At 72.3% G+C, this 18,773-nt stretch carries 9 protein-coding genes; 3 read left to right on the forward strand and 6 right to left on the reverse strand.

Features of this window, described 5'->3' with window-relative positions; translation table 11 throughout:
• From ACWEN0_RS21160 to ACWEN0_RS21185, 6 genes are read right to left on the reverse strand one after another with little or no spacing between them, the layout of a single operon-like run.
• Positions 1 to 4,533 carry a DUF6603 domain-containing protein gene (locus ACWEN0_RS21160; RefSeq protein ID WP_451975834.1) on the reverse strand — a complete coding sequence of 1,511 codons (4,533 nt, stop codon included), beginning with the start codon at positions 4,531 to 4,533 and terminating at the stop codon, positions 1 to 3.
• A gap of 39 nt (positions 4,534 to 4,572) precedes the next feature.
• On the reverse strand, positions 4,573 to 6,504 hold the full coding sequence (locus ACWEN0_RS21165; RefSeq protein ID WP_451975837.1) for a S8 family serine peptidase: 1,932 nt from the start codon (positions 6,502 to 6,504) through the stop codon (positions 4,573 to 4,575).
• Positions 6,501 to 8,447 carry a S8 family serine peptidase gene (locus ACWEN0_RS21170; protein ID WP_451975840.1) on the reverse strand — a complete coding sequence of 649 codons (1,947 nt, stop codon included), beginning with the start codon at positions 8,445 to 8,447 and terminating at the stop codon, positions 6,501 to 6,503. Before ACWEN0_RS21170 ends, ACWEN0_RS21165 begins: the two co-directional genes overlap by 4 nt.
• Positions 8,444 to 13,018 (reverse strand): DUF6603 domain-containing protein, encoded by a 4,575-nt coding sequence (locus tag ACWEN0_RS21175; RefSeq protein WP_451975843.1) that lies wholly within the window; start codon positions 13,016 to 13,018, stop codon positions 8,444 to 8,446. The genes ACWEN0_RS21170 and ACWEN0_RS21175 overlap by 4 nt, the downstream gene beginning before the upstream one ends.
• Entirely contained in the window at positions 13,015 to 15,576 is a 2,562-nt protein-coding gene (locus ACWEN0_RS21180; protein WP_451975846.1) for a hypothetical protein, read from the reverse strand. The genes ACWEN0_RS21175 and ACWEN0_RS21180 overlap by 4 nt, the downstream gene beginning before the upstream one ends.
• Positions 15,573 to 16,034, reverse strand: a complete 462-nt coding sequence (locus tag ACWEN0_RS21185) for a hypothetical protein (RefSeq protein WP_451975849.1) — start codon at positions 16,032 to 16,034, stop codon at positions 15,573 to 15,575. The genes ACWEN0_RS21180 and ACWEN0_RS21185 overlap by 4 nt, the downstream gene beginning before the upstream one ends.
• Positions 16,035 to 16,280: 246 nt before the next feature.
• On the opposite strand from ACWEN0_RS21185, the gene ACWEN0_RS21190 reads away from it, so the two are divergent.
• The 3 genes from ACWEN0_RS21190 (at position 16,281) to ACWEN0_RS21200 (ending at position 18,762) form a co-directional block, all read left to right on the forward strand.
• A complete protein-coding gene (locus ACWEN0_RS21190; RefSeq protein ID WP_451975852.1) occupies positions 16,281 to 16,913 on the forward strand; it encodes a GntR family transcriptional regulator in 633 nt (210 codons plus the stop codon).
• Positions 16,910 to 17,362: an OsmC family protein gene (locus ACWEN0_RS21195; protein WP_451975855.1), complete on the forward strand. Its 453-nt coding sequence runs from the start codon at positions 16,910 to 16,912 to the stop codon at positions 17,360 to 17,362. The genes ACWEN0_RS21190 and ACWEN0_RS21195 overlap by 4 nt, the downstream gene beginning before the upstream one ends.
• 92 nt (positions 17,363 to 17,454) lie before the next feature.
• Entirely contained in the window at positions 17,455 to 18,762 is a 1,308-nt protein-coding gene (locus ACWEN0_RS21200; RefSeq protein ID WP_451975857.1) for a lipase family protein, read from the forward strand.
• The last annotated feature ends 11 nt before the right edge of the window (positions 18,763 to 18,773 follow it).

Here is an 18,773-nt window from a genome sequence, read left to right on the forward strand (position 1 = left end):
TCATGGGATGAGCACCTCGCCGGTGGCGGCGGGGTCGGGACCGGCGACGCCGGCGGCGACGAGCACCCGGTCGTCGGGCAGTGCGGCGACGGCGTGCGCGGACCGGCCGGTCAGCAGCCCCGAAACCGTTGTCCAGGTGTCGGTTTCCGGGTGGTAGAGCAGGGCGGAGCGGTAGCCCGCCGTCCGTTCCGGGGTGCCGGTGCCGCCGGTCACCAGGACCAGCCCGGAGCCCAGCAGCAGGGCCCGGTGGCCGGTGCGCCCGCCGCCCGGCATCGGGGCCGCCGGGCGCCACGTCCCGTCCTTCGGGTCGTACCGCTCGGCGGTGGCGAGGCCGTGCGGGTCGAGCGTGCCGTCGGGCGCGACTACCGGGTCGCCGCCGGTGACCAGGACCGTGCCGTCCGGCAGCAGCGTCGCCTGGTGGCCGGTGCGGGCCTGGGCGAGGCTGCCGGTGACGACCCAGTCCTCCCGCGTCCGGTCGAACACCTCGCAGTACGCGAGCTGCCCGCTCCGGCCGTTCCCGCGCGGGACGGCACCGCCGACGACCAGCACGTCGCCGTTCTGCAGCAGGACCGCCTGGTGATCCGTGCGCGCGTCGGTCATCGGCGGCAGCGGTGCCCAGGTGCCGGTGCCGGGGTCGAACGCCTCGCACGCGGTGAGGGCGCCGTCGTCCTGACCGGGCCGCACCCCGCTGCCGCCCGCGACCAGCACCCGGCCGCCGAGCAGCTTCGTCGCCGAATGGCCGTGCCGGGCGACGCCCAGCGCCGCGGCCGGCCGCCACGCGCTGGCGGCGGGGTCGGCCACCTCGGCCGTCGCGAGCACGGCGTCGGTGCCGCGGCCGCCCGCGGTGAGCAGCCGGCCGTCGTCGAGCCGGGTGGTGGTGTGCCGGCGGCGGGCGGTGCCCAGCGCCGCACCGGCGGTCCACGAGTCGGCGGTCGGGTCGAACAGCGTGGTCGTGGCGACGGCCTCGCCGTCCGGGCCGGTGCCGCCGGCCAGCAGCACGCGCCCGGTGGTGAGCGGCACCGCGTCCACAGTGGACACCGGAGCCGGCAGCACGCCCGCGGGGGACCAGGTGCCCGGCACGCCGGGGGTGCCCACCGCCTCGGCCGCGGGGATCACGTGCAGCAGGCCGTCCAGGGTCCGGTCCGCGGCGACGAAGTCGGCGAGCGCGTCTTCGGCGGTCGCGCGGCTGCGGAACGTCGTCACGCTCGCCCGGGCGAGCGAGCCGGGCGGGAAGGCCTGCCGGTTGCTCTTGACGTAGGCGACCACGAACCGCTGTTCGGTGACGCGGACGGTGTCCTGCGCGGCGAACGGCTGTTTCTGCGTGGCTTGCCGCGCCGACAGGGTGGCACGGCTGGTGCTGCTGCCCTTGGTGAGTTCGTCGAAGACCGGTGCGCTGACGCTGTGGAACCGTTTCTGCGGCACGGCCAGCCGGATCGCCTGCGGGGTCGCGGCGCTGTCGATGACGTGCAGTTCGTACCGCGCGCTACGGCGCACGACCCGGGCGGTCGCCAGGGCCGTGTCGGCGGTCAGTTCGAGCCCGGCGTCCTGCGTCTCGTACGACGGCCGCGACAGCGCGGCGGCGTCGGACAGGGTCTGGAACTGGCCCATCGCGAACCGGTCGCCGGTGAACGACACCCGCTTCAGCCCGGTGCCGTCGACCGGGTTGACGGTGAACCGCTTGCCGTCCCCGGCTTTCTGCCCGCCGACGCGGTTCAGCCGGACGCCCAGCGGCAGCGCGCGCTGCCGGACGAACAGCGTGCCGAGCGGGTGCAGCACGATCTCGCCGGTCTCGGGCAGCTGCCGGAGGGTGACCAGCGTCCGGTTGTCCCCGGACGGCAGCCGGGTGTCCCACCCTTCGAGCTTGCCGATTTCGTTGGCCAGCAAGGGAAGTACGGCCACCGGGGGAAGGGTGGTGTCGCGATCCTCGCCCCAGGTGATGTCGAAGTCGGCCGAAATCGAGAAGAACAGAAACCCGATCGAGCCCCGGCCGTGTGCTCGCCACGGCGCCGGGCCTTCGAGCTGGAAGTCGAGGTCGATGCCGAACGCACCGACGCCGAAGGCCTTCAGCGAAACGTGCGCGTTGATGTGGATCGTGAACCGGAACGGCGACAGCTGGAACAGCGCGTCGAACCCGAGGTGCCCCTCGATGCGGAAGGCGCTGAATCCCAGTCGCAGTTCGGCTTGCGCTCCGAATTGGACGGTGTTGCTGGTGACGGCGAAGTACCCGGCGACGCGGATGAGCTGGTTGCTGCGGTTGAGGATGTCCACCGAGAGCCGGTCGGGGATCGGGAACGGCAACGGCGGTGGCCGGTAGGCCGGGTGGAACCCGCCCACCGTCAGCACCAGGTCCGGGTTGTCGCCCCACGCCACCAAGACGCCCATGCCGCCGTCGATGGTCATCGTGAGAATGCGGCTGTCGAACAGCTTCGCGAAGAACCACAGCCGGGACTTGTCGAGTTCGAGCGCGCCGACGAACTGGGCCTGCACCACCAGCAGGGGATCGTCCTCGGTCGGGAGCGCGGCCTTGAGGACGCCGAGGACCGCGATGGCGCCGGGGATTTCGATGATCACGCCCAGGGAGAGGCTCACGAGCGTCGGCGTGCCCCAGCCGATCTTCGCCATCGGCCCGATCAGGAACGTGCCCTGCTCGGGCGGGAAGAACCGCGCCAGGTCCGACAGGATCCGCGGCGCGTTGGCGATGACGTCCTTCGGGAACGCGACGGACTCGATCGAGCCGGTGCGGACGCCTTCGACCAGCGCCTGCAGGTTCATCCCGCGGTTGAGCCCGACGAGCCCGCCGACCGCCAGCAGCCGGAAGCCGTACCCCAGCTGGATACCGCTGCCGAACTCGGCGGTGAGGACCATCAGGAGCGAGAAGCCCGGCGAGCCGTCCGGTTGGCGCGTCGTGATCAGCCCGATCGCCTTCAGCGCGAGGAAGTCCGCGAACTCCAGTTCCAGCGAACCGGAGTACTCCCCGCGGTCCGGGTCGAACGACAGCGTGCCGCCGCCGGAGATCCCGCCCGCGTCGACCGACAGGCCGGCCCCGGTGGGCGGCTTGAAGCCGACGGAGAAGTCGGCCAGCCCCAGGCTGCCGTCGCTCGGGGGCTGCGTCACGCGCACCACGGCACCGAGCCGGTCGACGGCCGCGAAGACCGGGCCGAGCTGGGCGGAAACCGACGCCGACGCTTCGAACGTGAGGCCGCCGCTCGCCAGCACCAGGGCCAGGTGCAGGCTGTTCAGGGTCACCGGGCCGACGCCGATGTCGACCGGCAAGTCCACCTCGGTGCCACCGGATCCCTTGAACCGAAGCCCGGTGGCCGACGACCACGTCAGCACGAAGTCGACGTCGAACTCGAGCTTGCCGGCGGGCAGGAGCGCGCTGATGAAGCCGTCCGCGTCCGCCAGGTCCAGGATGATCTTGCCGCCCTCGACGGCGGCTTCGAACACGAGCGCGCCGTCGGCCCGCCGCTCGGTGGGGTTCCACACGAGGTCGGCGCCGACGGTCGTGCTCAGCCGCCGTGCTTCGATCCGCGAGCCGCCCGCCGTGCCCAGCACGACGATCGGCGGTGCCCCGTCGGCGTAGGGCGCCTGCAGGCCGAGCCGGACCCCACCGCGCACTTCGGCGGTCGGCGGGACGACCCGGAGCACGGCCGGCGGCAGCAGTTCGACGGCGGCCTTTTCCTCCAGTGCCGCGTCGGCCGTCACGACCAGCGCGACGGTGTCGCTGATCGGGATGGTCAGATCCAGGCGTTCGTCGGCGGCCAGGCGCAGCTGGGCCTCGACGCCGGGCACCGGGTCGTCGGTGACCCCGACGTCGACCGCGGCGATGCGCAGGAACGGCGGCGGGCCGGCCTGCACGAAGGCGAAGTCCGTCACCGAGACGAGGAAGATCGAGAGCCGCCGCAGCAGCAGGTCCCAGTCGAACTCGGGACTGCCCCACGCGTAGACGTCGGAAAGCACGCCGACCGGGTCGCGCAGCAGGGCCGTCACCCGGTCCACGCGCAGCACGCGGCGCACGTGCGCGGGCGCGGCGGGCGTCGCGGCCAGCGGCGTCGACTCGAGGACCCCGAGCAGGCCCAGCAGGTACCCGGCGACCGGGATCCGGTCCTCCAGGTAGGTGATGAGCGCGAAGCCGAACAGCCGCTGCGCCAGTTCGGCGGCGAACGCCTCGACCTCGGCTTGGCCCGGCCCGGCGGCCCGCGCCGCCGCGGTGATCGCGGTCGACACCACGTCGACGGCCGTGGCGACGGCCTTGACGATCGGTGCCGCGGCGGCCACGGCCGCGCTGATCCGGGCGGTGTCGCGGGCGTCGATCGCGGCGGCCAGGTCGTCCACCACCCGCGGCAGCGAGCTGAGCGCGGTCGCCGCGCCGCCGACGGCGGTCTGCACGGCCTGCGCGCCGAGCACGACGTCCGGGGCCGGAAGCCCGATCTCGGCGAACAGGAGCGGGATTTCGGCGCCGCGCAAGCGCTGTTCGAGCGGCGCGAACGCGCGCCCGGCTTCGAGCAACAGGGTTTCGACGGTCAGTGCCATCCGGTGCCTCCGACTGACGCGGTGCTGGGGTCGTTCATGTCACACGCCCGTCACGACGAGGGCGTAGCCCTGCTTGCCGAAGACGACGGTCCCGCTGACGGTGATGGTCCACCGGCCCTTGAACGGCCGGGTGACGACGATCATCTGGACGTTGTTGAGCACGTCCGGCCTGCCGGGCGCGCCTTCGCGGGATTCGCCGGTCGCGGCGTCGAAGTCGTTGCCCTGGTAGGTGATCCCCAGCGGATCCTGGGCCGTCAGCTTGAGGACGTTGCGCGAGGGCTGGGTCGCGGCTTCGGCCGCGGGCGGGTCCGTCCACACGAGCGTGATCTTGAGCTCTTCGTGGTCGTCGCCGACGAAGAAGCGTTGCGGGGCGCTCGCCGCCACCGTCAGCCCGGCGCTGTGCCGCACGTCGTTCACCAGCAGCCGGCGCCGGCGGCCGTCCTTGAAGACGAGCGTGCGGTCGAGCTGGATCTGCCCCCAGCCTTCGACGTCGGACGGGTAACCGGGGACACCGGTCAGGTTCGTCGTCGAGTTGAGCAGCACCGCGCGGATCAGGGCACCGGTCGGGACGATCCGGCGATCGGCGCGTTTCTCGCCGTGGGGGTACCACCCCTCGGTGAAGTACTGGCGCACCAGGGTCGCCGCGGCCGCCGCGTTGGGGGTCGCCCAGCTCGTCGCCGCCAGGTCGGGATCCTTGAAGTAGGGACCGGTTTCGCAGTAGAGGGCGGTCGAATTCCGTTTCAGGGACGCGGACTGGATGCCGTTGCCCACCGCCATGAGGTCGGGTTTGCGACGTCCGTCCGCGGTGGGCCCGGGCTTTCCGCTGCCAAAGCTCATCTGGTCGGGCGGGCCTTGGGAGGCGACGACGCACAGCACGTTCTTCGCGATCCCGGGCGCGCCGTTGCCGGACCGGTCCTTCGTGTTGCCCCCGGCGGCGAGGACCACGTGGTTCTCGTTTTCGAAGCTGAACCTGTCCGCGCCGATCGCGTCGGTGTTGTACACGGGGAGGCCGCCCGCCCAGCTGTTGGTGTGGATGAACGCACCCGCGGCCTTGAGCCGGTCGAGGATCACCTGGAACTTGACCGCCACCGAACCGAACATGTCGTTCAGGCTGTGGCAGGCGATCTTGGCGGCCCAGGCGCCACCACGGTGCTCGTGGGTGCCGTTCTTGTCGAGCGAGTTGCCGGCGGCGATACCGGCGACGAACATGAAGTGCTCCGAAGCCCCGACGTCGTTCTGGTCGATCATGGCGAGCACTTTGCGGTGGTCTTCGCCGGCCTTGGCGTGGCCGGGATCGTTGAAGAAGCAGTGGTTCAGGTCGAGGTGCCCCTCGTCGATGAGCCCGATGACCTGCTCCTCGCCGTGCAGGTCGTGGTCCCAGACCGGCGTGGTGTTCAAGCCGGCGACTCCCGACTGGAAGACCTCGGCCGCGGGGACGTCGGTGACCTCGCGCTCCGGCACCGGTTCGACCAGGACGACGTCGTCGATGGCCGCGACCTGGGGCAGCTCGGCGGGGTCGTCGAGGGTGAAGTCCGCGTACTGGCGGCCGCCGGAGGGCCGGTCGTCGGTGAGCACGACGTCGTGCGCGCCGAGTGCGCCCAGCGCGGCTCCGACGGCCGTGAGGTCCGCGTCGTCGAACAGGGTCGCGATCAGGGCGAGCGGGGCTGCGCCCGCGGAGAGCCAGGGAGCGAGCTTCAGCGCCGGGTCGAGCGGAACGCACGTGCGCACCAGGAAGTCCGCGCGCACCCGCGCGGCCGTGTCGTCGTCGAGCCGTTCGAGGAACGAGAAGTTCGGCACGAACCGGTCGAGGCGCAGCCCGTACGCGGCCGTCACGCGCGCGGCGTCGGGCTCGTTCAGCGACGCCCGGAACTGCACGAGCGTCGCCTTCCGGCTCGGCGCAAGCGCTTCGGTGGCCGGCACCTCGGCGGGGTCGAACGGCTCGGGGCCGAGCCACACGCGGAAGTCGGTCATTTCAAGCCTCCCGACACCACCAGTGCGTAGCCCTGGGTGCCGAAGACAGCGGAGCCGCGGACGCTGACGGTCCAGTCGCCGACGGCCGGCTCGTCGACGATGACCATCTGGACGTTGTTGGCGGTGTCCAGCGGACCGGCCCCGTTCGGCTTCGAAAGGCCCGTCGGCACGTCGATGTCGTTGCCGAAGTACCGGGTGCCCTGGGGGTCCTGCACTTCCAGCCGGAGCACGTTCCACGCCGGGTGCTGGAAGGAGCTCTCGGCGGGGGGCCGATCGGTCCACACCAGCGTGATCTTGAGCTGTTCGGCCAGCCGTTCGACCCGCACCTTCTTCGACTGCACCTGGGCCAGCGTCACGCCGGCGAGGTGCCGCACGTCGGTCACGAACAGCCGGCGAGGACTACCGGGGAAGAAGAGGGTGCGATCGAGCCGGACGAGTCCCCAGCCCTCGGCGTTCGTCGGGTAGCCCTTGACACTGGTGTTGGGGAGGTCGGTGCTGGTCACGTCGACGGTCGAGTTGAGCAGCACGGCCCGGATCAGCGCACCGGTCGGGAAGAACGGCCGGTTGCCCAGCCGTTCCCCGCGGGGGTAGTACCCCTCGGTGAAGTACTGGCGCACGAGCGCGGCCGCGGCCGCGACGTTCGGGGCCGCCCAGCTCGTCGCCGCCGGGTGGAACACCTTCGGCGGACCGGTCTCGCAGTAGGGCCCCGGGGCCGGCGAGGACCTCGGCAGCGCCGAGCTGATCCCGGCCCCCACGGCCAGGATCTCGGGCTTGCGGCGCCGGTCGGGGCTCGTCGGCCCGGGAACCCCTTCGGTCAGGTGCAGTTCGAGGGGGAAGGCGTCGGTCGCCGCGACGCAGAGCACGTTCTTGGCGATGCCGGGCGGCGTGTTGTCGGGGTCGTGGAAGTCGGCGCCGGCGCCGACGACCACGTGCTCCTCGTTGCGGAAGCTGAAGTCGTCGGCGTCCCGCGCGGTCTTGTCGTAGGCCGGTTTTTCGACTCCCCAGCTGGTGTTGTGGATGGTGGCGCCGGCGGCCTTGCCGTCTTCGAGCATGTTCACGAGGTGGTCGTCCCGGGTGCGGAAGACGATCTTGGCCGCCCACGCCCCGCCCCGGTGCGGGTGCGTGCCCGGTTCGGTGAAGGAGTTGCCCGCCGCGATGCCCGCGACGAACATGCAGTGCTCGTTCACCAGGGCGCCGTTCTTGGAGGTGATCTTGAGGACCTTGCGGTGGAGCGGGCCGGGCACGGCGACCTGGGGGTCGAAGAAGAAGCAGTGGTTCAGGTCGATCGTCCCGTCCTTCTCGATGATGTCGATCACCTGGCCCTCGCCGTGGATCTGCCGGTCCCAGATCGTGCCCGCGTGCTCGCCGACCCCGCCGGACTGGATCGTCTCCGCCGCTTCGACGTCGAAGGACACGGCGTCCTGCTCCGGCTCGACCCAGACGACGTCGTCGAGCGCCGCGATCGCGGCCAAGGCGGCCCGGTCGTCGATCGTGCACCGCGCGACGGGGTGGCTGCCGATCTCGCGGTTGTCGAGGACCTCGACATCCCCGGCGCCGGCCGCGGTCAGCGCCGTCCGGGCGGCCGGGAGGTCCGTGTCGTCGAACAGGGTCACGACCAGCTCGAGCGGGGTGCCGGTGGCGGGGATCCACGGCGCGAGCTTCAACGCCGGGTCCAATGCCGTGCACGAGCGGACGAGGAAGTCGGCCCGCACCCGGGCGGCGCTGTCGTCGTCGAGGTGCTCGAGGTAGGCCAGGTTCGGGATGAACCGGTCGAGGACCAGGCCGTACGCGGTCTTCAGGCGAGCGACGTCGGGCTCGGTCAGGGCGGCGGTGAACTGGACGACGGTCGCCTTCCGGCCCGCCGTGGGCGCGCCGGGTGCGACGTCGAGCGGGTCGAACGGCTCCGGGCCGAGCAGCAGGCGGAAGTCCTGGGACTGCGTCATGGGATGAGCACCTCGCTGCGTCGGGCCGGGGTTCCGGCGTCCGGGTTTTCCGCGGCCGCGCCCGCACCGGCGATCCCGCCGGCGACCAGGACGCGGTCGTCCGCCAGCTCCACGACGCCGAAGCCGGACCGGCCCGTGCCGAGACCGTCCACTGTGGACCACGAGTCGCCGGTGTGGTCGTAGGCGAGGACGGACCGGTAGCCCGCCGTCGCCTCCGGCGCGCCGGTCCCGCCGAGCACGAGGACGAGCTCCGAGCGCAGGAGCAGGCTCCGGTGGCGGGCGCGCCCGCCGGGCAGGTCCGCCGCGGGGGACCACTCCTGCTTGCCGGGGTCGAACAGTTCGGCGGTGGCCAGGCTGTGCGGGTCGAGGGTGCCGTCGGCGGCGACGACCGGGTCGCCGCCGGTGACGAGCACCCGCCCGGTGGGCAGCACGGTCGCCTGATGACCCCGGCGTGCCCGGAGAAGGGACCCGGTCGGGGTCCACTCGTCCTTGGCCGGGTCGTAGAGCTCGCAGTACGTCAGGGCTTCTTCGCGTCCGTTGCCCGTCGGGACGGCGCCGCCGGCGACCAGGACCCGGCCGTCGCCGAGGACGACCGCCTGGTGCCCGGTGCGCGCGTCGCCCATCGGGGCCGCCGCGGTCCACGTCCCGGTGGCCGGGTGGAACAGCTCCGCGGACGCGAGCGCGCCGTCCTCCTGCCCGGGCCGGCCCCCGCTGCCGCCGGTGACGAGGACCCGCCCGTCGGGCAGCGCGGTCGCCGCGTGGCCGTGGCGGGCCGTGCCCATCGCGGCGGCGGGAGTCCAGACGTCGGCGGCGAAGATCTCGGCCGAAGCCAGCACGCCGGTGCCGGACCGCCCGCCGACGACGAGCACGCGGCCGTCGCCGAGCCGGGTCGTGGTGTGGCGACGGCGTGCGGTCGTCAGGGGCGGCCCGGCCGTCCACGCGTCGGCGGTGGGGTCGAACAAGGCCGTGGCGGCGAGCGGCGTCCCGCTCGGGCCGGTGCCGCCGGCCAGCAGGACCCGGCCGTCGGCGAGCGGCACCAGGTCGGTCTCGGCCGCGGGCACCGGCAGCGCCCCGGCGCCGGCCCACGTTCCGGACGCGGCCGGGGACGCCGCCGCCTCCGCCACCGGGATCACGTGCAGCAGCCCGTCCAGGCCGTGGTCGGCGGTGACGAACTCGGCGAGCGCGTCCTCGGCCGTGGTCCGGCTGCGGAAGGTCGTCACGCTCGTCCGGCCGAGCGGTAACGCCTGCCGGTTGCTCTTGCGGTAGGCGACGACGAACCGCTGTTCGGTGACGCGGACGGTGTCCTCGGTGACGAACGGCTGTTTCTGGGTGGCTTGCCGGGCCGACAGGGTGGCACGGCTGGTGCTGCTGCCTTTGGTGAGTTCGTCGAAGACCGGACCGCTGACGCTGTGGAACCGTTTCTGCGGCGCGGCCGACGCGGTCGCGCGCGGGGTGGCTGCGCTGTCGATGACGTGCAGTTCGTAGCGGGCGCTGCGGCGGACGACGCGCGCCGTGGCGAGGGCGGTGTCGGCGGTCAGTTCGAGCCCGGCGTCCTGGGTTTCGTAGGACGGCCGGGACAGGGCGTCGGCGTCGGAGAGGGTCTGGAACTGGCCCATCGCGAAGCGGTCGCCGGTGTCCGAGACGCGCTTGAGGCCGGTGCCGTCGACGGGGTTAACAGTGAACCGCTTGCCGTCCCCGGCTTTCTGCCCGCCGATGCGGTCGACCCGGACGTTCAGCGGCAGTGCACGCTGCCGGACGAAGAGGGTGCCGAGCGGGTGCAGGACGATCTCGCCCGTGTCGGGCAGCTCCCGGAGGGTGACCAGCGTGCGGTTCCCGCCCGCGGGCAGCCGCGCCTCCCAGCCTTCGGTCTTGCCGATTTCGTTGGCCAGCAGGGGAAGCACGGCCACCGGGGGGAGGGTGGTGTCGCGGTCTTCACCCCAGGTGATGTCGAAGTTGGCCGAGATGGAGAAGAAGAGGAATCCGATCGAGCCGCGGCCGTGTGCTCGCCAGGGTGCGGGCCCTTCGAGTTGGAAGTCGAGGTCGATGCCGAACGCGCCGACGCCGAAGGCCTTCAGCGACACGTGGGCGTTGATGTGGATCGTGAATCGGAACGGCGAGAGCTGGAAGAGCGCGTCGAAGCCGAGGTGGCCTTCGACGCGGAAGGCGCTGAATCCGAGCCGTAGTTCGGCTTGCGCTCCGAATTGGACGGTGTTGCTGGTGACGGCGAAGTAGCCGGCGACGCGGATGAGCTGGTTGCTGCGGTTGAGGATGTCGACCGACAAGCGGTCGGGGACGGGGAAGGGGAGGGGTGGTGGCCGGTAGGCGGGGTGGAAGCCGCCGACGGTGAGGACGAGGTCGGGGTTGTCGCCCCAGGCGACGAGGACGCCCATGCCGCCGTCGATGGTCATGGTGAGAATGCGGGAGTCGAAGAGTTTCGCGAAGAACCACAGCCGGGACTTGTCGAGTTCGAGTGCGCCGACGAACTGGGCCTGCACCACCAGGAGCGGCTGGTCGGCGTTGGGGAGCGCGGCCTTGAGGACGCCGACGACGGCGATGTTGCCCGGGATTTCGATGATCACGCCGAGCGAGACGGTCACCAGGGTGGGTGTGCCCCAGCCGATCTTCGCCATCGGCCCGACGAGGAACGTGCCCTGTTCGGGTGGGAAGTACTTGGCCAGGTCCGACAGGATCCGCGGCGCGTTGGCGATGACGTCCTTCGGGAACGCGACGGACTCGATCGCGCCGGTGCGGACGCCTTCGACCAGCGCCTGCAGGTTCAGGCCGCGGTTGAGCCCGACGAGCCCGCCGACGGCCAGCAGCGTGAAACCCGCTCCCAGCTGCAGCCCGGTGCCGAACTCGGCGGTCAGCACGATCAGCAGCGAGAACCCCCGCGACCCGTCGGCCTGGCGGGTGGAGATCAGCCCGATCGCCTTGACCGCCACGAAGTCCGCCAGTTCCAGCTCCAGCGCGCCGGCGTACTCGCCGCGTTCGGCGTCGAAGGCGAGGAACCCGCCGCCGGAGATCACCCCCGCGTCCACGGCGAGCCCGACCCCGGCCGGCGGCGTCACGCGCAGCCCGACGTCGAACGGCCCGGCGTTGCCGTCGGCGAAGGTGACCGGTACCTCGACGCCGAACCCGTCGACGACATAGGAAAACGGGCCGAACTTGCCGGAGAACGCGGCCTGCGCGCGGGTGGCCAGGGCCGTCGAGCCGGCTTTCACGGCCAGGGTCACCCGGTCGACGTGCGTGAACCCGAGGTCCACGTCCGGGGTGGCGGTGACTTCCAGCCCGGCCTGGGTGGCGAACCGCAGCCCCGAGCGGCTCGACCAGGCGAGCTCGGCGGGAATCGCCACCCGCAGTTCGGTATCGCCCAGCAGGGCGGCCAGGAACCCGTCCGCCCCGGCCGCGGAGAGGACCAGCGCGAGGCCGTCGACGGCGGCGCGGAACCCCAGCTCGGGTTCGCCGGCCCGCACGTCGACAGCCGCTTCGAGGGTCGCCCCGGTCAGTTCGAGGCGGGTCTGCCCGGGCTGGCCGAACAACCGGACGGCGGTGTCCGGGGCGAACACGAGCGACACCCCGAAGCCGGCACTCGGCAGCGGCCGGCCGGGCGCGCCCGGGTAGCGCACGCCGACGTCGCCCGGCCGTGCGAACACGGCGAGCTGCCGGCTCAAGTCCGTGCCGGCGCGCACGACGAGCGTCCAGTCGCGGCCGAGCGGCACGGCCGCGTCGGCGCCGTCCGGCACCCGCGGCAGCAGGATCATGCCCGGCGGCGCGGCACCGTCGGCCGGCAGCCCGGTCAGCTGCAGCCCGATCGGCGCCACCGTCCCGCCGGGCAGGGCGACCTCGCCGAGCAGCAAGGTCAGGCCCTGCGCGGCGATTTCGCCCAGTGGCTGCGACGCCTCCGCGTGCAGGGGAGCGACTTCGTCGTCGGACAGCTGGTCGAGCGTCACCGCCGGGCCGAGGCCCGCGACGAGCCCGGCGAGCAGTTCGGCGAGCTTGCCGAACGCCAGGTTCGGCGTGCCCCAGCCGTAAACCGCCGCGGGCACGAGCGACGGGTTCGTCAGGAGCGCGGGAATCCGGTCCCAGTCGAAGCGGACGCGCACGTGGTCGGCGCGGCCCGCCGCGGCCGGCTGGAACTCCGGCGCGATGATCCCGAGCGCCTCGAGCCCGGCGTACCAGCCGGGCGCCTCGGCCAGCAGCTGCCGGCCCAGCAGGTATTCGAAGAGCCGGCGGGCCAGCCCCGGGAGGAACACGCCGGGGTCGATCCCGGCCGGGGCCTCGGTCAGCGCCGAGATCGCCCGGTAGACGTCCCCGGCTTTGCCCACGACGGCGAGGATTTCTGCGACTCCTGCGCCGTCGGCGAGCAGTTCGAGCGCGTTGACGGCCTGGGTGACCGCGGTCGCGACGGCGGGGTAGGACGGCGGCAGGCCGGGTACCTGCCAGCCGATCTGCCGCATCAGCGTCGTGAAGGCCGCCGCGTCGGAGAAGGCGTCTTCGAGGGGCCGGACGGCTTCGACGAGGTGGTGGGCGATCAGGCCCAGGGTGCCGCGATCGCCGGTGGGCTCGGTCATCGCGCGCCCCGCTTCCCGTAGCGATCGCGGAAGTCCGCCTCCACCTCGCCGTGCAGGGTCGGGTCGGCGTTGTCGACGAAGGCGTAGCGGCAGACGATGCAGAAGTCCGACAGGTTCACGGTTTTCGTCCGCGGCTCCACGAAGAACTGGCGGTTCATGATGCAGTTGCCGGTCGGGCGGAAGATGCCGCAGTTGTGCTCGCTGCCGTTCTCGTACAGCCCGATGATCCGGAACGAGTCGCTCGGCGGCGTCGGCGCCCTGCGGTGCGGGAAGTTGGTCGCGAACGTCGGCCTCGGCAGCTGGACGTTGCCGCAGGGGCGGCCGCGATCGTCGGTCGGCCCGTCGGCTTCGCCCGCCAGCGGGTTGGCGTTCAACGGGTTCTGCGTGTCGGTGATGCGCTGCAGCACGTCCGGGTCGGCGAGGGTCAGCAGACCACCGAACTGGTTCGCCTTGAAGTCCGGGTCGGGCTTGCGGACGTAGGCCAGCAGGATGCTCCCGGCCGGGAACGCGGCGGGGTCGATGACCGCGCCGAACAGCGGCTCGACGAACACCCGGTCGGCCGCCTGGTCCACCGCGACGACCTTGCCGATCGAGGACGGCGCCCCGGCCGTGGCCAGCGGGCGGCGGCGGAACATCACGATGTCGTCGGTCCGCAGGCCGCTTGCCCTGGCGTTGACGAGGTCGACGGTGAGGCGGCCGCCGACCGCGGGCGTGAGCCCGTTCTTGAGCAGGCCGGCCCGGGCGATCCGCGGCCACTCGGCCCACTTGATCTTCCCGACGTCGATCGGCCCGTCTGGCGTCCCGTCGGCCGAGAGCGACGCCCGGTCCTGGACGTTCGGGCCGGCCCGCACCTGGCGGATCTTGAGCGGCGTCGGCGCGGAGGTCCGGCCGCCGTACTCGTCGGCGAGACCGCCGAAGGCGTGCCCGAGCTCGTGGGCGAGGGTCAGCCACACCGCGTAGAAGACGTCGGTGGGGATGTCGTCCGGCTTCAGGTCGAACCCGTTGCCCCGGTCGTTCGGCCGCACCTGGTGGAACGGGCGGTCGGCCAGGCTGACCCCGACGGTGATGCCGGTCGAGGTGTCGCTCACCTTGCGGCGGGCGGAAAGCCCGGCGCGCCGGGAAGACCGGCAGAGCACGATCACCCGGTCCCGGTCCTTGCCGGTCGACCAGAGCCCGGCGGGCAGGACCTCGTCGTTCTCGCCTCTGAGGGCGTCGAGGAACTTGTTGAAGTCGTTGTCGGAGATCCGGCGCGGGTTCGTCGAGACGTACTGCTCGAGCAGGTTCGCGTCGGCCGAGGGGCGCTCGCTGAAGGCCATGTGGAACGCGGTGTCGCGCTCGTTGAGGAGCAGCCGGTCGTTGAGCGCGACCCACGCGGCGAAGTTCGGCCGCAGCAGGTCCGCGGTGATCGAGTCGCCGTAGACGCTCTGCAGGAAGCCGATCTTGCTCTCGACGGTGGTGCCGGCCGGGTAGTCGGCGGGGTTCGGCAGGCCGATGGCGTTGACGACGTCGGCGAGCGACCAGCCGGCCGCCGGGCGGGACACGCTCGGCAGGGGCAACGGCAGCGCCGTCGCCGGCAGTTGCCCGGGGGCCGGGCTCGGGTCGAGCTCGTCGAGCACCGTGACACCCGCCTCGGGCGAGGGCACCCAGCCCCGCCAGTAGTTGACCCGGCCGGTGAAGGCGGCGAACGGCCGGGCGTGGGCCCGGGTTTCCAGCCGGTCCTTGAGGATCCCGACGATCCGGTTGTACTGCGCCCGGTCGGTTTCGGTGTCCTGGAAGCCGTCGGGCAGGAAGAGGAAGTTCGGCACGGTGTCGACCTGCTTCACGCCGGGGCCGCCGAGGTGCGCGAGCTTCACGTGGGTGGACCAGGACGGGCCGCAGACGGCGGCGCCGTCGGCGTGCAGCGCGCCGCTCGTGGCCGTCACCCTGGTGTCCGGACCGGACTCGGCCGGTGCGGTGAGCACCCCGGTCCGAGCGTCGACGGTGATCGGGCCGCCGGTCGCCGCCCAGGTGAGCGCGGCGGTCGTCGTGTGCGCGAGGTGGACGTAGGTGAGCTCGTTCGCGGCCGGCGTCCGGAACGGCGACCAGTTGGTGATGTCGCCGATGACGCCGTCGCTGACCACCACGTTCCCGTCGAGGACCTGGTCGAACAGGGCGAGCACGGAGAACCGCGCCTGGCCGGACCCCTGCCGCACGGTCAGGCGCGCCGGGGTGAGCCACAGGGAGGAGAGCTTCTCGTGCACGTGGATCCGGATCCGGGTGGTGATCGCCGGGTCCTGGTCCAGCGAGACCTTGAGGAGGAACGAATGCCCGCGCAGCGCGGCCGCCTTCACGGTGACCTCGCCGGCGGCCGTCAGCTCGAGACCGTGGTCGTCGCCGACCTTCAGCTGTGGCGTGAAGGTCACCGAGGCACTCGCCGGCAAGGGCTGGTCCGGCGTGAGCGTCTCCCCGGTGAGGTCGTCGACGCGCAGCAGCCGCACTAGTTCCGGCGACGCGAGGCCGGGCACGAGGTGCAGATCGGTGCCGGCGGTGTCCGCCCACTTCAACCGGACGATGCTCATGCGGTGTCCCCCCAGCGTTCGCTCCCGGGACCGAGGGTCGCAGCGACCGTCGACAGTTCGTCGACAATCCGTCGACACCTTGAGGACTGCGGGCGTGGTTTCAAGCTGAGATCGAAGGTCATCACCGTGCTCGTCGCGTCCGCGATGGCGCTCGGCGTTGCCGAAGGGTCGGCCGTCGCGGCGCCCGCGGCGGTGCCTTCCGCCGTGCCGGATGCCGCTCCGGAGGACGGCTGACCGGCCGCGCCGAAGCCGGTGATCGCTTGCGAGAGCACTCGGACTAAGCAGCTTCGAGAAAATCCGAGACCGCGGCCGACCAGCGCGACGGAGCCCGGGAGTGGATCCGATGCCCGACGTCCCGCGCAGGGGAAGGCCGAGGCGTAGCGCGACTGGTCCAGGCGGCTCCACGGTCCGCCCGCCAGAATCAACGTCGGTGCGGTGATCGCCGCCAGGTCGGCCACCACTCCGGCTGAGGAGCGCGAGGTCGCGCGAGCAAATCCCCGGCCATCACCGGATCGGTCTTCCTGCGGCGCAGGAAAGCGAGCGAACGCAGCAAAGTCCGGTGCGCAGGTCGCCGGTCGGTCAGCGCCGGGGCGAGGCGCGCGCGGCGACAGGCTCTGACGGCGGCCCGTCGGTGTCCGACATGGCCGGGCTTCCCTTCGAACACCCTCTTCGTATACATTGCATACAAGCGAGGAGGCAGCCAGGTGAACCCGGTATACGACGAGGTTCGCGGCCTGATCGTGCTGGGGACCTACCCGGCCGGGCAGCCCGTGACCGAGCAGGAACTCTGCGACCGGCTGGGCGTCAGCCGCACCCCTGTGCGTGAGGCGCTGCGCCGGCTCGAGAGCGACGGTCTCGTCCAACCGGCCCGGCGTGGCGTCACAGTGGTCGAACTGGGCTCGAAAGCCTTACGAGACGCCTATCTCGTGCGCGCAGCACTGGAGGCGCTGACCGCCGAACTGGCCGCGGCCAGGCAGAGGGCGGGCGAACTGGCCCCGGCCGACCTGGCGCGGCTCGAGGGGCTCGCCGTCGAAGCGGACCGGGCGACCCGGAGCGGCGACCTCGCCGAAGGCGTCCGGCACAACAGAGCGTTCCACGGCCACATCGCGACACTCGCCGACAACCCGGCCGCCGCCGAGGCGCTCGACCGGCTCTGGGACCGGATCACCGTCTCCACCCGGGCGTCGCTGGCCGAGCCCGTGCGGACCGGCCAGGTCGATGACGAACACCGGCAGCTGCTGGCCGCCATCACCGAAGGACGGGCCGAAGACGCCGCCGCTCTCGCTCGGGCCCACGTCCTGGCCACGATGACCGCACTGGGAGGAACCGCGTCATGAGCAGGGAACACCACTACGCCGTGACCGTGCGCTGGACCGGCGAGACCACCGGCTACCGCACCTACGGCCGTGACCACGACGTCGAGGCCGCCGGCAAGCCGACGCTCGCCGCGAGCGCCGATCCGGCGTTCCTCGGGGCGGCCGGCCGCTGGAACCCGGAAGACCTGCTGGTCGCCTCGCTTTCGCAGTGTCACATGCTGACTTACCTGTCGGTGTGCGCGCGGACGGGCGTGGTCGTGACCGGCTACGTCGACCACGCGAGCGGCGTCATGCGGGAAGACGGCGCCCACGGTGGCCGCTTCGCCGAAGTCGTCCTGCGGCCGGAGGTCACGGTCGCCGAGGCGGGCATGGTCGAGAAGGCGACCGCCCTGCACCGCGACGCCCACGAGCAGTGCTTCGTCGCGAACTCGGTGAACTTCCCGGTGCGGCACGTCCCGGTGGTGCGCTGACCCACCGATCGTGTACGCCGCTGTACACCACACCTACTGGCTGGTAGGTTACGGCGATCCGCGTGATCCACTTCATGATTCAAAGGGGAGTCATGATCCGTAACCACGTGCGCTTCACCGCGCTCGCCGCCGCACTCGCGCTGACCCTCGCCGCCGCGCCGGCGAGCCCGGCCGCCGCGTCGCCCGATTCCTTCTACTCCTACGACGGCAGCGCTCCGCTGTCGTCGTACGCACCCGGGACGGTCCTGAAGACCCGCACCCTGAGCTACCACGTCGTCGGCCTCTCGACGCCCGTGCAGGCCGTCCAGCTGCTCTACCGCACCACCGACGCGCAGGGCCGGCCGTCGGCCAACGTCACCTCGGTCGTCCGCAGCATCACCGGCGACCACACGAAAGCCGTGTCGTACCAGTCGGCCTACGACTCGCTCGACCCCGCCGACGCGCCGTCGCGGGCGATCGCCGGGGACGTCACCCTCGGCGGGCTGCTGCCCAACGGCGAATCGCTGCTGCTGCTCCCGTCGCTTTTGCTGGGCTACAACGTCGTCGTGCCCGACACCGAAGGGCAGACCGCGGACTTCGCCGCGGGCCCGGAGTACGGCACGACCACGCTCGACTCGATCCGGGCCGCGACGAGCTCGGCCGCGACGGGCATGACCGGCCACACCAAGTTCGGGCTCCTCGGCTACTCGGGCGGGGCCATCGCCACCGGCTGGGCGGCCGCGCTGGCGCCGAGCTACGCCCCGGACGTCAACGACAACCTCGTCGGCTTCACCGAAGGCGGCGTTCTCGTCGACCCCGCGCACAACCTGAAGTACGTCAGCGGCAGCCCGGTCTGGTCCGGCGTGATCCCGATGGCGCTGATCGGCGTCGCGCGCGGCTTCGGCATCGACCTGCGGCCGTACGCGAGCGAGTACGGGCTGAAGGTGCTCGACGAGCTGGAGCACGCGTCGATCGCCAACGCGCTCGGCCGCTACCCGGGGCTGACGTGGCAGAAGATCGCCAAGCCCGAGTACGCGAACCCGAACTCGGTGCCGCCGTTCGTCGAAGCGGTGAACAAGGTCAACATCGGGTCCGCGCCGACGCCGTCGGTGCCCGGGTTCATCGCCCAGGGCAACGCCGGGTTCCTCGAAGGCACCACGAGCAATCTGCCCGGCATCGGCACGGGCGACGGCGTGATGGTGGCCGGCGACGTGCGCGCGCTGGCCCGCCAGTACTGCGCCACCGGCAACGACTCGATCAAGTACACGCAGTACGACGCGCTCAGCCACGTCGGCGGCGCGGCGGCGTGGGCGCCCACCGCGATCGCCTGGCTGGCCGACCGGTTCGCGGGCAAGCCGGCGCCGTCGAGCTGCGGGCACATCCCGGCCGGGAACTCCCTCGCCCCGGAGCAGCCGGCCTGACCTCCCCGGCG

The sequence above is a fragment of the Amycolatopsis sp. NPDC004378 genome (assembly GCF_053602455.1).

Excerpts from the sequence above, each read along its gene's own strand:
- ACWEN0_RS21160 (WP_451975834.1), bottom strand. The coding sequence starts at position 4,533 with ATGGCACTGACCGTCGAAACCCTGTTGCTCGAAGCCGGGCGCGCGTTC.
- ACWEN0_RS21165 (WP_451975837.1), bottom strand. The coding sequence starts at position 6,504 with ATGACCGACTTCCGCGTGTGGCTCGGCCCCGAGCCGTTCGACCCCGCC.
- ACWEN0_RS21170 (WP_451975840.1), bottom strand. The coding sequence starts at position 8,447 with ATGACGCAGTCCCAGGACTTCCGCCTGCTGCTCGGCCCGGAGCCGTTC.
- ACWEN0_RS21175 (WP_451975843.1), bottom strand. The coding sequence starts at position 13,018 with ATGACCGAGCCCACCGGCGATCGCGGCACCCTGGGCCTGATCGCCCAC.
- ACWEN0_RS21180 (WP_451975846.1), bottom strand. The coding sequence starts at position 15,576 with ATGAGCATCGTCCGGTTGAAGTGGGCGGACACCGCCGGCACCGATCTG.
- ACWEN0_RS21195 (WP_451975855.1), top strand. The coding sequence starts at position 16,910 with ATGAGCAGGGAACACCACTACGCCGTGACCGTGCGCTGGACCGGCGAG.
- ACWEN0_RS21200 (WP_451975857.1), top strand. The coding sequence starts at position 17,455 with ATGATCCGTAACCACGTGCGCTTCACCGCGCTCGCCGCCGCACTCGCG.